Genomic DNA, 15,255 nt, shown 5'->3' with positions numbered 1-15,255 from the left:
GCCTAACCCAACAGTGTCGCGATGGTGGAATAAGGCTCGACCTCGAAATCGCCAAGCCCTGTCAAATCGAGCAAGTAGGTGGCTCCAAGCACGCGCATGTCGGTTGCCGAACGCACGAGGCGAGGAAACTGCGGCTCGACATTGAATGCGCGCACGGTGCCAATGCGGTAGCGCTGTCCGTCGTAGCGGTCGGAGCGTGTGTAGTCCCGCCGCAGCAATGACATGCGAAGCCGCGCTTCCCAAGCAGCACCAGCCTCGTTGGATTGACCATTGAGCCCGTCCACCACATCATTGAGGGACGCGCCCTCAATGTCAGGTATAAGTTCGACGACAAGGAGAACCAGCGGGATGTCTGCCGCTTCCAGCTGGTCGAGCGAGGAGATCGACACCTGCTGGCGGCTGCCCGCAAGTCTAGTCTTGACCTCGACGAGCCCAAGAGGAAGTGCAAAGTCCTGTGGATGATCGTCGGGGGCAACGTAAGCACTGATACCAGCAGCTACGCCGCGACGCGCCGCGATCTGGTCTAGGAACCACAATTCTCCCATGAGACCCCGAACCTGCTGCGCAGTCAGATCATTGCTTCGCCCCTCGGCGAGCATTGCCTGCCAGTGATCGAGGCGACGAAAGATCGCTGCGGTAGCCTGCGCCGTGTCTATCGCACGGCTGGATGCCTCAATGATGTCCCTGCACATCAGATCGAAAACTTCATGGTGCGTATCGTCGCTGAGATAGAGCGCTACTGACAGCGGCGGCGCGTCCCCCATCTCGACCACAATGCCCTCCAGCAGAGGTCGCTCGGTTGGCAACTGCTCCGCATGGGCATGCTTGAACAGAACTCCTCTCGCGCCATCATGTCGGCGTGTCCAATAGACGGCCAGTGGATGATCCTCGGCAATGCGATGGCCAACCAGATGATCGGCAGGCTCGATACGAGCCCAAGGATCCTCATGCATCGGCTGGCGCCTCCTCGTCGTCATCCTCGTCCACGCTGTTGCCGAACAGCTCGCGGTAAGCGACCAAATTTGCTGCGTAGGTCACCAGCTCTTCCTTCTGGCCGGAAGGAAGATCGGGAAAACTCAGACCATAGGCAGCGTGGATCGCCCCAGGCGTCTCGGCCTTGGTGTCTGGATCTCGATGGTTGACGCGCAGCAGGTGCAACATCAGAAGGGGCCGCGAACGCTGTGCACGGTATGCCTTATCAGGAACATTTGTGTCGGAGCCGTGAGCCTTGATTGCCTCTCCGACCTGAAGCGGAGTCAGTCCGACCCTCTCAGCGGCTCTGGACGCCACACGACGCTTTGTTCCGGACACCAGAAGCGCGTTTTTCCGGTCATGCACAAAGCGCTTCTGCGCGCCAACTGCTATTCCATGAACATCTAGGACATCATCACCAGTTGCTCGACTGCTTGAGTAAAGCGCGATATCCCACTCTGCGAAGCCGCGCTTGCGGATGTAGTCCGAAAGCGGTGAGGCCTGCATCTCAAGCAAACCCGGATGCACCCCGAACGACGCGATGAAATCGAGCACATGCTCGGTCGGGATGGAACGGAAGATCTGAGTTGGGAGAACTCGTTCCTCTCCTGTCGCCTCGGACGGACCAAGGCTCTGCGCCACCTTCACAACCCTTTCCAACGCAGCCACATTGCCAGTGCGTGATGGCTCGGCCGACAGCAGCACCGATGTTTCGACCATCGAGTTGGCGAGCCCCACCTGTCGCACCATTTCTTTCGCGGTGCGCATCTTGTCCTTGGCTGTGATCATCAGGGTGCCGGGATGACTACGCACCGCAAATCCAAAATCCATTGGCGTCAGGCCATTGAGCTCCATTCGCCGGATCTCGTCTCGGAGTTCATCAGTTGCGCCCGCGATAAAGCCATACCAGTCACTGGCGTCCTCTCGCAGGAACAATCGGCAGAGATCCCTGAAGCCGTCGCGGTAGCCAAACCACCGACCCATCTGCAAAAGCGTGTCATACATCTGGGTGTTGCGGAGGAGATAGCTGACCGTCAACCCCTCTAGGGTAAAGCCCCGGGAGAGCGAGTTGCCACCTACCGCTATGACATTGAGACCCGTTTCGGCATGGGCTCTGTAATCCAGTTTGCCGGACTGTTTCGAGGCGTTGACCTGCACCACGGACATGCTGGCGGCGGCTCGATGCAGTTCGCTCTGAATGGCATCCCACTCTTCATCGGCATGGGCATAATGCTTTTGCCATGTCGTGTGCAAGGAATGCATGGACGGATCCCGCAACGCAACCTCAACCGGCAATGCATAACGGTTCTGGATCGCTGCCTTCATGCCGGTCAGATGCTGATCAATCTCGCGAGCAACATCGCCTTGGACGCAGGTGAAGCGCGAAACATTGACCAGCATGGAGTGATGCTTGGCTCCCTGACCACGGAGGATCCGGATAGCTTTAGAAAGCACGAAGCAGTCGACCGCTTCGATGAGGGTTTCGTGCAACCCTTCGACGGTCCAGGTGATCTTGTGTGTCGTCGGAAGCCAGTCTTCGGTTCCTTCAAGGTCAACTGTTAACCAGTCCGCGTCGTCGGACAGAAAGTAGTCGTGCGCGCCAACATAGTTCGAAGGAGCATCAAGCCCAACGATAAAGTCGCGGGGAAAAAGATCTTTCCCTTGGCCATCGGTCTCTTGATCAGGGTCAATGAAAATGTTGGCGAACGGCGTAGCCGTGTAGCCAATGTAGGCATTTCGGGCAGAGAGGTTCAACAGTTCCCGGATCAGGCGATTGATGGTCCTCGGTGCCTCGGGATCCTTTGAGGTGTTGACGGATGCGTTGTCGGCCTCGTCATCGATAACGAGCATCGGCAGTGTCAGCCCTCCGCTTTCGGCGCTGGTCCCGCGGATCCAGTCGATGAGGTTCCGCAGGATCGCGGGGTTCTTCTTGATAACGAGGATGACCGGCTCACGGCTGTTCTGGATCGGGATGCCCAGACCTTCAGCTCGCGGCCTGCTGAAATCTGTCGCCCGGCTCGTGTAGGCGGTCGCAGTAAAGCCCGGAGCGAGGCCACCGACGCCCACCTTGGCTGCGTTAGCCTGCTTGGACAGGAGCTGATCGCTGTCGCGCCCCACGAACCCAAAGTCGACCCGCTCCTGTGTCTGCGAGCGCAGGTTGTTGTGCACGCCCGCAATCAGGATGACGACGCGGTAACCGGCGTCCGCCGCCTTGTTGATGACGCCCAGGTAATTCGCGGTCTTCCCACTTTGCACATGTCCGACGACAAGACCGCGTCGCGACCACGCCCCTTCGATCTTCGGGTCGCCTGCCAGGTCCACGATCGTGTCTGTAATCTCGCTGACCTTGTTGACCACCGGCTCGCCCAAGCCCTCGGCAATCAGGTAACGGCGGTAGCGGTCCCAGTAGCGAAACTCGATCTCGTGCTTTCGTGCACGCAGCCAAGGCCGGTGGCCGGTGGCCTGGATCGTATGCGAGCTCCCGAGCACAACCTTGAACTCGCGCTCGATCTGCTGCGCGGACTCGCGAATGTCATTTTGTGTGGGTGGTGGGCTCAGAAACGGAAGCGCGGCCAGCTCGCGCACACGATCTTCAATTTGTTCCGGGGTCTGCGCGGCTTGCTGCGCCATGGCGGTGCGTGCAAGGCCAAGAAGCTGCTCGTGAGGCATGGATCGTCCTTGTGTCAGGTCTCAATGCGTCGCAGTTGCTCAAGAACGGTGCGCGCGGTGGATTGTGCCGTAAAGATCGGGGTGGCGAGAATTGCTTCTGCGACGGTTGCTGGCAGAGTGTCCTGTCCAGGCGTCATGGCCTCGACAAAGGCCGCAAGAAGCTGTTCAAGCTCGCTGGCGTCCATATCCTGCTGGCGCACCGTTTCTGGACTGCCAGCTACATCGGCGAAAAGGGATTCGAGCGGCAGCGTGGCTTCGATTGCGATGAGAAGCGGCTCAATGCTGGCACGCGTGCCAGCCGCCTTCTGCAACGCATCAACGAGCGGATGCTCGCGGCGCACTTCGTAACGCACAGCACCGCGCTCCTCTACGCGCGCCCACATTGGCAGCCCTGCTGGCGCCGCGTCCCGTGTGCCACGATAGGTGTAGGGTCTCTTCGCTGCTTCGGTCATGCGCCGGATAAGTGGACGCAGTCGTTCACGGATGACAGAAGGCGTGCGCACGCGTGACTTGCGCACATCGATGCTCCATTGGGCATCAAGCGAAGTCGGCACATCAACTCGCACTCGCAGCAGCTTTGTAAGTTCGGCCTTTCGGGCCAGTCCAAGCCAGGTGCCCCCGGCAATCAAACGACGCGCCCGGTAGACATAGAGCCCCTGTGTCTGGACCAGGCTCTCACCAAGTTCAAGGTCGGCGAGCTGCGTCAAGGTCAATCGCTTCTGATGTGGAAGCGTGAATGCCTGAACTACGACATCGCTTCCGCCGTGGCTCAGAATTTCGACCTCGTGCGCCTCCGACTGGGGCTCTCCAAGACGGGCGAATGGATCAAGGGCGTCGACCGGCGCTCCGTTCACCGTCATCCGCACAGGAGACACTCCGTCGCGGGGCTCGGGCGCAATGAAGCGATGGAAAGTCAGGGCAAGATGCCGCTGTGCAGTAGCGAACATTTCGTTGAGAGCCGCATATGCGTGCTCGGGCCGAGAGCCTACGGCGTCGAGACGATCGAGCTTCTGCCAGAGCACGAGAGTCCCATCGCCTGCCATCTGGTCGATCATCGGTAGCGCAGCGATCTCGGCATCCCCGAGGCACTGGAGCAACCAATCGTCGGTCTCTATAACCCGATCGAGGTCCCAGCGGCGAGCCGCCCAGACACCGTCCACTCGTGAGGCCACCGTCAGGCGTCGGCACTGAGAGAACGAGGCAGTCTTCATGCCTAGGCCGAAGCGGCCCAGATCGCCAGCCTCACGGATCTCGCGCGGGCTACGACTGCCATGGCGCATGGCGGCAGTCAGTTCAGCCGGCCTCATGCCTCGGCCGTTGTCCACAATTGCGAGAAACGGGCTTCCATCCGGATCGAGATCGTTGAGGATCCGGATCTCAGTCGCGGCTGCTGAGATGCAATTGTCGACGATATCAGCCAAAGCACTCTCGAAGGAGTAGCCGATGTCCCGCATTGACTCCAGCAACCTTGCTGCGCTCGGCCGCAGCGTCAGTTCACTGCCTTCCATAGTCCCCACCCGCCTCGTTCCATCTGATTCCCGCTTGACCACAGGAATGTAAGTGTCTGTTGCTCCAAGGATCAGCTGCGGGGGCCAACTGATCCAGGCTGCTTGTCGTAGACTGCCCTCCGTAACCTACACGCTAACTTGGTCCTTTGTGGCACGCAGGAGATTTTGACACGGGCCCTTCGGGCCTGCGATCTTTTGTGCCCAGGACGCTTGAAACTGGACCTATTCCGTGCCTGCAATTCCCGTGGTAGACATCTTCGCGGGTGCCGGTGGCCTTGGAGAGGGCTTTGCCGCCTTCGGACATCGCTCCAGACCCGGGGCGTTCGAGATCATGGCGTCAGCGGAGATGGACGCCCACGCTGCGCAAACTTTGCGCACCCGGGCCTTCTATCGCCAGTTCCAGCCCGCAGAAGTGCCGCAGAGCTACTACCAATACGCGGCTGGCCAGATTCCAGAGCCCTGGACCCCAGCCACTCGGCACCAGTGGGAGACAGCCTGTGATGAGGTCATGCAGCTGCGGCTGGGCGACCTCTCGCATGATGAGGCCTTGCGAGGACGCATCCGGCGTGTTTCCGCCGAAGCCGGCCGCCGCAATACGCCATGGGTGCTCGTAGGCGGCCCGCCCTGCCAAGCTTTTTCCCTCATTGGGCGGGCGCGCAACCGGGGGAAGACGGGATATGTGCCCGAAGACGATGAACGGCACTACCTCTACCAGCATTACCTGACCATCCTCGCCAAATTTCGTCCTGCCGTTTTCGTGCTGGAAAATGTGAAGGGCATGCTGTCCTCCAAGCTGGCAGGCCAAAGCGTTTTTAGCGAGATGTTTGAAGGCTTGCAGCGGCCGGGCGGCCCCCGCGGTCCCCGCTATCACATAGAGCCTCTTGTCCAATCGCTCGACGAAAGCAGCAATTGGCAGCCGCGTGATTTCGTTGTTCATGCGGAAGCTCTCGGACTGCCGCAGGCGCGGCATCGCGTCATCCTCATCGGCGTTCTCGACGGTGCTGCGCATCCAATTTCGGCGCTTCAGCCGCAGCAGGAACGCTATACGGTTGCCGACATGACCAACGGTTTGCCGCGTTTGAGAAGCAATCTGACCGATACATCCTTTACTTCTTGGCCGAAGTTCTCGCACAAGTTGCTGCGCAACTGTGCGAGCTACTCCCGCTCGCTCCACAAGCCTACGGCCGAGCGTTTGAGGCAGCTCGCCGACGAAGCGCTGGAAGGCGATGACATTGGACCAGGCGAACGCTGGATGGAAGGGAAGACGAACTGCAAGATGCCGGCGCACCTGGACAAGTTCATCAGGGATCCACGCCTCAATGGCGTGATCAACCACCAGGCGCGTGGGCACATGGCCAGCGATCTGATGCGCTATGGATTTGCGGCCGCGTTTACTGCAGAGAACGGACGCTCACCGCGAGGCTGTGAAGAGTTCCCCAGCCAATTGCACCCAATGCATCGCAGCTGGTTCGAGAACAACCGCTTCGTAGATCGGTTTAAGGTCCAGCGCAGCGACGCACCGTCATCGACGGTGACCAGTCACATCGCCAAGGATGGGCATTATTACATCCATCCCGATGCGCTCCAGCTGCGGAGCCTCACTGTGCGCGAGGCAGCTCGCCTCCAGACCTTCCCCGACAACTACATCTTCGAGGGACCGGCAGGTAGCCAGCGGCGGCAGGTCGGTAACGCCGTGCCTCCATGGCTGGGATATCAGATCGCAAGTGTTGTTCACAAGGCACTGTCGTGAGCAGCGGCTGGCGCTAACCCAGTCCGATTTCGAGCTTCTGCTGTGCGGACCGAATGAATGAGGACAGGCGACGAAGCGTTACCTCTGGTTCCTTGCGCAGCGCGCACTCCCAGATCACTGCTATGCGCCAGCCTGCTTCTTCCAGTCTGCCTATCGCCTCATGGTCGCGCTCAGCGTTGCGTCTGATCTTGCTTTCCCAGAATTCGGGTCGCGTTTTAGGCAGACGAAAGTAAGAACATCCTTGATGACCGTGCCAGAAACACCCGTGCGCGAATACAACTACGTTCCATCGCGGGAGAACAATGTCGGGACGGCCAGGCAGATCGCGTCGGAACAATCGAAAGCGAAATCCGTCCGCGTGTAGCCAGCGCCGGATGGTCAGCTCTGGCTTCGTGTTCTTTCCTCGGATCCCCGCCATCATGCGCGAGCGGGTCTCTGGACTGATCTTTTCAGCCATGCCCGCACCCAGGAAGGTGCGACGCAGTGGCGAGTTTATGGATGAACATCAGCGGCATTGCGCAGTGTGGTCGCGAACTGCCCACTACGATATCGAAGCGGCTGAATCAAAGGCGTAAAGGAGGCCAACACCTCTACACGCCTTGAAAGCGTGGCTGTATCCGCAATGTGGATGTAGTGCCGCGCGAGCGTCGGCACCTGTGAGGTGATCGCATGCCCAGTGATCAACGCGATCTCGCGCTCTGGGATCCCCTGCTCTGCCAGCACCGTCGACATCGTGTGGCGGAATGAATGGAAGCCAGTGCCCTTCTCGACACCGATAGTCTTTACATATGCGCCGAACTGCCTGGACAGTTGCCTGCCGTAGCCCTTGCCGTTCGGGGTGCCATCTTTTTTGGTGCCAGCTGGCAGATGCGGGAACAGGCGCGGATGCCCGGTCTGGCGCATGTCTTCAACGAAGTCCAGGAAGCCGGCGTCGAGGAGTGGCTGCGCCAAGGGCACGAAGCGGATGGACGCTTTGTTCTTGATCTTCTGCCCGCGAGCGTTCTTCCAAAAAACAGCCCCCACACGCCATCGACCTCGCGCACATCATCGATGTAGAGCTGCGCGACCTCGCTGACACGGGCACCGCTGTAGAGACCCAGCATTGGCCCCCACCAACGATGAGGTGAAGTGGCCCACGCCTGGAAGCGATCGGGCTCGAACATGGTCTGCAGTTCTTCGGGCGTAAACGCGCGGCCTGTGTCGAGGTCGGTCGAGGTGTCGATCTCGGGCTTGATCGCCTTCAAGGGGTTCTTGCTGAGCAGATCCTGGTTGACCAAGGCGTTGAGGAAGACACCCAAGCGGGACTGGTGCTTGTTGTAGGTGTGTGGCGACACCGCGACCTGCTCACGCTTGCCCGCTTCGATGATCTCCAGCACCGACATGCCGCGGTATTGGGGACGCACGGTCGCGCGCTCCGGCCACCAGCGGACGGCATCAAGGAACGCACGCACATGCGATGCCTTGATCTCGCGCACAGGGATGTCATCCGTCAGCGCAAGGAAGATGCGCAGCGAGTGCTTGCTCTCCGTGATGGTGTCGGGGTTGAGCTTGCGCCGCTCCAGATCTCCCAAATGGGTCTGGATCTCTTCAGCGAGCCGCGGAACGGACTCTTCGGGGGCTGCGGGAGCTACCGGAGGGCCTGCTGCCTCCAACTGAAGCCGCGCGGCGACCAGGCTGTCTCGCCTTTGCAGTATCGCCTGAGCCGCGCGGATGAAGTCGTCGGTGTCCTCAGGACCATCAACGGTGACCTGTCCGAAGCTCACGCCGCCGACTTGTAGCGCGCTGGCGGTCCAGTCCATGGTCCCGCCGGTTGCGTCAGCGCGCCTTGCGTCTTCCAGCAGCTTCTTGACATCGACCATCCTGGCCTCTCCTCGACGCACCGCGTCGAATGCTTTGGAGAGTGCCATGCCAATGACCGCGGCGTGTAGTCGCGCCTCGTCGCCCCGCAGCGATCCGAGCGCGCGCACGACGAAACGCGAGCCGACTGCGGATCGAAATTCCGCCGGCACGAGGAAGCGAACATAGAGACCCGAAGGGCGAGTCAAGAAAAGCGGTTTCGGCACGATCGATACCTAAAACGATACCCAAGGGTTTCGATTTCAGGGTCGATGTGATTTCGGAAATCCTTCCCGATCAGTGAGTTAGATCGGGAGGATCCATGTTGGAGCGGGTGAAGGGAATCGAACCCTCGTCAGTTGCTTGGGAAGCAACAGCTCTGCCATTGAGCTACACCCGCGCGAGGTGGGCAGTCTATGCCGGCCCTGCGCGCATTGGCAACGACGCCAGCCGGGCGCCGTTGCCTGTCGACGCAGCCTTCAGAAGCCGGCGCCGATCGTCGCGAACGCGGTGGTGTTGCTGCCGCCCTTCTGGCCGATTGTCAGGCTGGCGCCGACGTTGGCGTCGAGGCCGAACAGCTTGGTCTGCGTGCCCAGCGTCGCGGTGGCGTAGCTGTTGTCGTAGCCGCGCGCCGGCACCGCGTACGGCAGCGTCGACGGCAGCGACTGCGCCTGCGCGAAGGCTTCCGTCGGCGCGTCTTCCAACTCGCGATCGATAGTCAGGCGCGCATAGGGGCGGAATGCGTCGCTGGCGGCGTAGGCGAACTGCCAGCCGGCGCTGCCGATCAGCGAGTCGATGTCCTGCGACGGATACGCCAGCGAGCTCGACACGGTCGGATCGCTTTCGGCGAAACCGTCGACTTCGATGCGCTGCGCGACCAGCGACAGCACCGGGCCGTGCTGCAGCGCGCCTTCGCCGAAGTTCCAGCCGGCACCGATCGCGGCGGTCACGTTGCTGCCGTCGGCCTGGCCGGAATGCACGCGCGTCACCGGGCCGATCTGCACCGTGCGGTCGGTGTCGAAGTCGAGCCAGGTGTAGCTCAGCTGCGCGTTGACCCAGGCGCCGCTGTCGGCGCGCCAGCCGACGAAACCGCCGACCGTCGCTTCGCTCTGGTCCCAGTTGCCGCGACGCAGGCCCCAGTCGTTGCCCTGCTTGCCGTAGCCGACGAAGCCGCCGAAGGTCGTGTCACCCGAGGTCCAGTCCATGCCGGCCGTCAGCGCCGGGCCGACGCCGTCGTAGGCATCGCCGTGGTCGTAGCGCTGCATGTCGGCGCGCACGTCGGCCCACCAGCTGCGGCCTTCGCTGCGTGCCGGCGCCAGGCTCAGGCGGTTGTTGATGCGATCGGCGCGGGCGCGGCCGCTCACGGTCGCCGACTGCGGCAGCACCGCGATCTGCTGCGGGCCGTCGATCATCGCGATCGCCAGGTCGGCGATCATCTCGTGCGCGCGGCTGGCCGGGTGCACGCCGTCGGCGAACAGATAGGTGTCGGCCGCGGACGGGGTGACCAGCGAGTTCGGATTGCAGAACACCGACGAGTCGCCGATGCCCGGCTGCGCGCGGCACGCGGCCGAGGTCACGTTGGCGAAGCCGTACAGCGCCGGGCTGGCGCTGACTTCCTGCAGGAAGTGGAAGGTGTCGACCGGGATCACGCGCAGGCCCTGGCTGGCCAGGCCGCCGTAGAGCGCGGTGTTGTAGGTATTGGCGAGCGCGGTGCCGGTCGCCATCGCAACGGCGCCACCGGCGCGCGACTGCGGGGTCAGGCCGATGTCGGGGATCGACGGCACCACGACGTAGCGGGCGCCCGCGCCCTGCAGCGTGCCGACCAGGCCGACCTGGGCGGTGACCGCCGAGCCGATGATCTGCTGCGCCTGCGCGGGATTGGCGGCAACCGCGAACAGGTCGTTCGCGCCGCCCCACACGGTGTAGAGCGCATTCGCATCGGCGCGGCCACCATTCGCGGACAGGTAGGTGTTGACCTGCGACGCCAGCGACGGCGCGACACCGAGCGCGGTCGGATTGGCCACGGCCACGCGCGCACCGCCGGCGGCGTAGTTGTCGCCGACCTGGCCATTGCCGTTCGGGTACGCCTCGGTGCCGTAGCGGTCGGCCACGTGCTCGGCCCAGGTCAGGCCCGGGTTGGTGGTGAAGCGGCCGAGGAGGGCGCCTTGGGCGCCGACGGCGCGCACGATGGCGGGGCGGAAATAGCCCGAGTCGGTGAGGCTGTCGCCGAAGAACACCGTGCGCGAGAACGTGTCGTCGGCGAGAGCGGGAATGGCGGCCGCGGCGAGCGCAACGGCGAGGGCGGCACGGATGGGCGTGGACGACATCTGGGGGTTTCTCCTGGGGAATTGACGTTGGCCGGCGCGTTCCCGCCGATCCATCCGGCAGCGCATGGCGCCGAATCGCGGGATCATCCCATGCCGTTTCCGGCGCCGGCACGCCGCAGTGCGGCACGCGTGCGCCGGCTGTGCGAAGCGGCGACAATCCGGCCATGAATATCCGACTCAACGGCGAGGATCTCGCCCTCGACACCGGCAGCACCATCGCCGCACTGCTCATCCAACAGGGACTGGCCGGCCGCCGCGTCGCGGTCGAGATCAATGGCGACATCGTGCCGCGCGGCCGCCACGCCGAACACGTGATCCACGAGGGCGACCGGGTCGAGATCGTGCACGCGCTGGGCGGCGGCTGAGCGTCCATCCGGCGTCGCGTCGGATGATGCCCGGGCCCCACCGGGCACCTCCGCGTGCGGCCCGAAGCGCGCTCGATTCCGACGGCCGATCGCGAACGCCCACATGCCCCGGCCGCATCGGCGATAATCCCCCGATGACCACTGCATCCCCCGCTGATGCCGGCCTCATCATCGCCGGCAAGACCTATTCCTCCCGCCTGCTGACCGGCACCGGCAAGTTCAAGGATCTCGACGAGACCCGCCTGGCCACCGAGGCCGCGGGCGCGCAGATCGTCACCGTCGCGATCCGCCGCACCAACATCGGCCAGACCCCGGGCGAGCCCAACCTGCTCGACGTGCTGCCGCCGGACCGCTACACCATCCTGCCCAACACCGCCGGCTGCTACACCGCCGAAGACGCCGTGCGCACCTGTCGCCTCGCGCGCGAACTGCTCGACGGACACAACCTGACCAAGCTCGAAGTGCTGGGCGACCAGCGCACGCTGTTCCCCGATGTCGTGCAGACGCTGAAAGCGGCCGAGCAGCTGGTCAAGGACGGCTTCGACGTCATGGTCTACACCTCGGACGATCCGATCCTGGCCAAGCGCCTGGAAGAGATCGGCTGCGCCGCGGTCATGCCGCTGGCCGCGCCGATCGGCTCGGGCCTGGGCATCCAGAACAAGTACAACCTGATCGAGATCATCGAGAACGCGAAGGTGCCGATCATCGTCGACGCCGGCGTCGGCACCGCGTCCGACGCGGCGATCGCGATGGAGCTGGGCTGCGACGGCGTGCTGATGAACACCGCGATCGCCGGCGCGCGCCATCCGGTGCTGATGGCCAGCGCGATGCGCAAGGCGGTCGAAGCCGGTCGCGAGGCGTTCCTCGCCGGCCGCATTCCGCGCAAGCGGTTCGCGAGCGCGTCTTCGCCCGTTGATGGCGTGATCGGGTGAGCAGATGTCGCTCGCGCGGCACTGCCGCGCACATCGGCGAACGCCCGGCCACGGATGACCGGGCCGGGCAGCCCGGAGTCGCTGTCGCTGCGCCATGGACGGCAGCATCGCTGCGGAACGACCAGACAATTCCATGACCAACCCGTTTTCCAGCGAAGGTGCCAAGGCCCCGCCGAAGCCGTTCACGGCAACCGAAGGCCGTCGCGAGATCCGCAGCTTCGTGCTGCGCCAGGGCCGGTTCACACCGGCCCAGCAGCGCGCGTTCGACGACGCCTGGCCGAAGTTCGGACTGGATTACCAGGGCACGCCGCGCGATTTCGACGCCGCCTTCGGACGCCGTGCGCCGCGCATCGTCGAGATCGGGTTCGGCAATGGCGCAGCCCTGCGCCACTCGGTGCAGCTCGATCCCGCCCGCGACCACATCGGCATCGAAGTGCATGCACCGGGCGTCGGCCGCGTGCTCAATGCGCTGGCCGAGGACGGCAACGGCAATGTCCGCGTGTATCACCACGACGCGGTCGAAGTGCTGGAACACGAGATCGCCGACGGCGCGCTCGACGAGATCCGCATCTATTTCCCGGATCCCTGGCACAAGAAGCGCCACAACAAGCGCCGTCTGGTGAAGCCGGAATTCGCCGCCTTGCTGGTGCGCAAGCTCAGTCCCGAAGGCCGCCTGCATCTGGCGACCGACTGGGCGGATTACGCCGAGCAGATGTGGGACGTGCTCGACGCGACGCCCGGCCTGCGCAATCGCGCCGGCCCGCGCGGCCATGTGCCGCGACCGCCGTGGCGGCCGCAGACCCATTTCGAAACCCGCGGGCAGAGGCTCGGGCACGGCGTCTGGGATCTGCTGTACGACCGCGTCGCCGAAGACGCCGCCGGACGCTAGTGCCGTGACACGGGCCCCAGGACGCCGGGTTCGACATCCGCTGCACGCGGCGCCGCGCAGTCTGTGGCCGATGGCCCGCGCCCGCACCGATCATTGCGTCACCCAGCGCCAGGACGGTCTGCGACGCTGATGGACACCGCGCTCGCCCTCACCACCGACATGAAGATCGTCTTGGCCCTCGTGGGCCTGACGATGGTGCTGTTCGTATTCCAGCGGGTGCGCGCCGATCTCGTCGCGCTGGTGGTGCTGGTGATGCTCGGGCTCACCGGCCTGGTTGCACCCGAAGACGTATTCAACGGCTTCTCGTCGAACGCGACGATCAGCGTCATCGCCACGATGATCCTCGGCATGGGACTCGACCGCACCGGCGCGCTGAACCGCCTCGCGGGCTGGCTGTTGCGGCGGGCCAAGGGCCAGGAAGACCGGCTGCTGATGCTGACCGCCGGTATCGCCGGCCTCAATTCCTCGGTGATGCAGAACCCGTCGGTGATGGCGCTGTACATGCCGGTCGCCGCGCGCCTGGCATCGCGCTCGGGTCTGCGGCTTGCGCAGATGCTCTTGCCGATCTGCGTCGCCATCATCATGGGCGGCACGCTGACGATGGTCGGCTCCTCGCCGCTGATCCTGCTCAACGATCTGCTGACCGCGGCCAATGCCAACCTGCCCTCGGGCTCGGCGACACTCGAATCGCTCAACATGTTCGCGCCGTTGCCGATCGGCCTGGTGCTGCTCGCCGCGGGCCTCGCCTATTTCCACTTCCGCGGCAACCGGCAGCTGGGCGATCTGGGTGACGGCGAAGGCAACGTCACGCCGGCGCGCACGCAGAGTTACTTCGCTAGCGCCTACGGCATCGACGGTGACGTCTACGAACTCGTAGTGACCGCGGAAAGTCCGCTGGTCGGCATGACCTTCGGCGAAGCGGAATCGATCCACGATGCGCCGGTGCTGCTGGCGCTCAAGTCCGAGAACGAATCGCGACTCGCGCCGCCATCGGATGCGCGCATCTGGGTCGGCAGCGTGATCGGCGCGATGGGCCAGCGCCAGCAGGTCGCCGATTTCGCCCAGAACCAGTTCCTGCGCCTGAGCACGCGGCTGCGCAATTTCGGCGATCTGTTCAATCCCAGCCGCGCCGGCATCGCCGAAGCCGTGGTGCCGCCGACCTCGAAGTTCATCGGCAAGTCCGCGGCCGAACTGAGCCTGCGCAAGAAGTACGGCGTGCGCCTGCTCGCGATCAACCGCGACAAGCAGGTGATCCGCGAGGACGTGCGTTCGATGACGCTGCGCGCTGGCGACATGCTGGTGCTGCACAGCATCTGGCAGGACCTGGCGAAGACCGCCAAGTCGCTCGACTTCATCATCGTCACCGACTATCCGAAGGGCGAGCAGAGGCCGCACAAGTTCAAGATCGCGATGGCGATCTTCGCGGTGACGATGCTGATCGCGCTGTCCTCGCGCGTGCCGACCTCGGTCGCATTGATGGCGGGCGTCGCCGGCATGCTGGTGTTCGGCGTGCTGAAGATGGACGAGGCCTACAGCGCCATCAACTGGAAGACCGTGTTCCTGATGGCCTGCCTGATTCCGCTGGGCTGGGCGATGGATTCCAGCGGCGCGGCGGCGTGGGTCGCCGGGCACACGATCGAACGGTTGCCGAGCGGTCTACCGGTGTGGGTGCTGGAGATCGCGGTCGCTTTGCTGACGGCGGCGTTCTCGATGGTCATCAGCCACGTCGGCGCGACGATCGTCGTCGTGCCGCTGGCGATCAATCTCGCGCTCGCGGTCGGCGGCAATCCGACTGCATTCGCGCTGATCGTCGCGCTGTCGGCATCCAACAACTTCATGACCCAGTCGAACCCGGTGATGTCGATGATCATCGGCCCGGCCGGCTACAAGGCGCGCGAGCTCTGGCGGATCGGCCTGCCGATCTCGCTGATCTACACGGTGATCGTCGTGCTGATGGTCAACCTGCTGTTCTGACCGACGCGATCACGTTCCGCCGCAGGCGTGAT

Annotated in this window: 12 protein-coding genes and 1 tRNA gene; 5 read left to right on the top strand and 8 right to left on the bottom strand. The window is 63.7% G+C overall.

Features of this window, described 5'->3' with window-relative positions; genetic code table 11:
• Window positions 1-2: 2 nt before the first annotated feature.
• The 3 genes from V3391_RS10930 to V3391_RS10920 are packed head-to-tail and all read right to left on the bottom strand — an operon-like array spanning window position 3 to window position 5,150.
• Window positions 3-953, bottom strand: coding sequence for a PD-(D/E)XK motif protein (locus V3391_RS10930; protein WP_332078437.1), 951 nt, complete (start codon window positions 951-953; stop codon window positions 3-5).
• The gene (locus V3391_RS10925) at window positions 946-3,642 is read right to left on the bottom strand and encodes a Z1 domain-containing protein (protein ID WP_332078436.1); all 2,697 of its coding nucleotides are present in this window, start codon (window positions 3,640-3,642) and stop codon (window positions 946-948) included. Before V3391_RS10925 ends, V3391_RS10930 begins: the two co-directional genes overlap by 8 nt.
• A 14-nt stretch (window positions 3,643-3,656) precedes the next feature.
• The gene (locus tag V3391_RS10920) at window positions 3,657-5,150 is read right to left on the bottom strand and encodes an ATP-binding protein (RefSeq protein WP_332078435.1); all 1,494 of its coding nucleotides are present in this window, start codon (window positions 5,148-5,150) and stop codon (window positions 3,657-3,659) included.
• A gap of 244 nt (window positions 5,151-5,394) precedes the next feature.
• Between V3391_RS10920 and V3391_RS10915 the strand changes: the two genes are divergently transcribed.
• Window positions 5,395-6,900, top strand: coding sequence for a DNA cytosine methyltransferase (locus V3391_RS10915; protein WP_332078434.1), 1,506 nt, complete (start codon window positions 5,395-5,397; stop codon window positions 6,898-6,900).
• Between the two features lie 13 nt (window positions 6,901-6,913).
• Here the strand turns inward: V3391_RS10915 and V3391_RS10910 are convergent, their stop codons facing one another.
• From V3391_RS10910 to V3391_RS10890, 5 genes are all read right to left on the bottom strand, one after another.
• Window positions 6,914-7,318 carry a very short patch repair endonuclease gene (locus tag V3391_RS10910; RefSeq protein WP_425497252.1) on the bottom strand — a complete coding sequence of 135 codons (405 nt, stop codon included), beginning with the start codon at window positions 7,316-7,318 and terminating at the stop codon, window positions 6,914-6,916.
• A gap of 74 nt (window positions 7,319-7,392) precedes the next feature.
• Window positions 7,393-7,677 carry a tyrosine-type recombinase/integrase gene (locus V3391_RS10905; RefSeq protein WP_332078737.1) on the bottom strand — a complete coding sequence of 95 codons (285 nt, stop codon included), beginning with the start codon at window positions 7,675-7,677 and terminating at the stop codon, window positions 7,393-7,395.
• Window positions 7,678-7,682: 5 nt separating this feature from the next.
• Window positions 7,683-8,963, bottom strand: a complete 1,281-nt coding sequence (locus V3391_RS10900) for a hypothetical protein (RefSeq protein WP_332078432.1) — start codon at window positions 8,961-8,963, stop codon at window positions 7,683-7,685.
• Window positions 8,964-9,062: 99 nt separating this feature from the next.
• A tRNA-Gly gene (locus V3391_RS10895) sits at window positions 9,063-9,136 on the bottom strand.
• 79 nt (window positions 9,137-9,215) lie between these two features.
• Window positions 9,216-11,063 carry an autotransporter domain-containing protein gene (locus V3391_RS10890; RefSeq protein WP_332078431.1) on the bottom strand — a complete coding sequence of 616 codons (1,848 nt, stop codon included), beginning with the start codon at window positions 11,061-11,063 and terminating at the stop codon, window positions 9,216-9,218.
• A gap of 164 nt (window positions 11,064-11,227) precedes the next feature.
• On the opposite strand from V3391_RS10890, the gene thiS reads away from it, so the two are divergent.
• From thiS to V3391_RS10870, 4 genes are all read left to right on the top strand, one after another.
• A complete protein-coding gene (gene thiS / locus V3391_RS10885; protein WP_332078430.1) occupies window positions 11,228-11,428 on the top strand; it encodes a sulfur carrier protein ThiS in 201 nt (66 codons plus the stop codon).
• 134 nt (window positions 11,429-11,562) lie between these two features.
• Window positions 11,563-12,360 carry a thiazole synthase gene (locus V3391_RS10880; RefSeq protein WP_332078429.1) on the top strand — a complete coding sequence of 266 codons (798 nt, stop codon included), beginning with the start codon at window positions 11,563-11,565 and terminating at the stop codon, window positions 12,358-12,360.
• Between the two features lie 133 nt (window positions 12,361-12,493).
• On the top strand, window positions 12,494-13,249 hold the full coding sequence (trmB, locus tag V3391_RS10875; RefSeq protein WP_332078428.1) for a tRNA (guanosine(46)-N7)-methyltransferase TrmB: 756 nt from the start codon (window positions 12,494-12,496) through the stop codon (window positions 13,247-13,249).
• Between the two features lie 129 nt (window positions 13,250-13,378).
• Window positions 13,379-15,223, top strand: coding sequence for an SLC13 family permease (locus tag V3391_RS10870; RefSeq protein WP_332078427.1), 1,845 nt, complete (start codon window positions 13,379-13,381; stop codon window positions 15,221-15,223).
• The last annotated feature ends 32 nt before the right edge of the window (window positions 15,224-15,255 follow it).

Origin of the sequence: Luteimonas flava (genome assembly GCF_036584485.1) — a bacterium.
GTDB lineage: Bacteria > Pseudomonadota > Gammaproteobacteria > Xanthomonadales > Xanthomonadaceae > Luteimonas > Luteimonas flava.
This window is presented reverse-complemented; position numbering and strand designations above follow the sequence as displayed.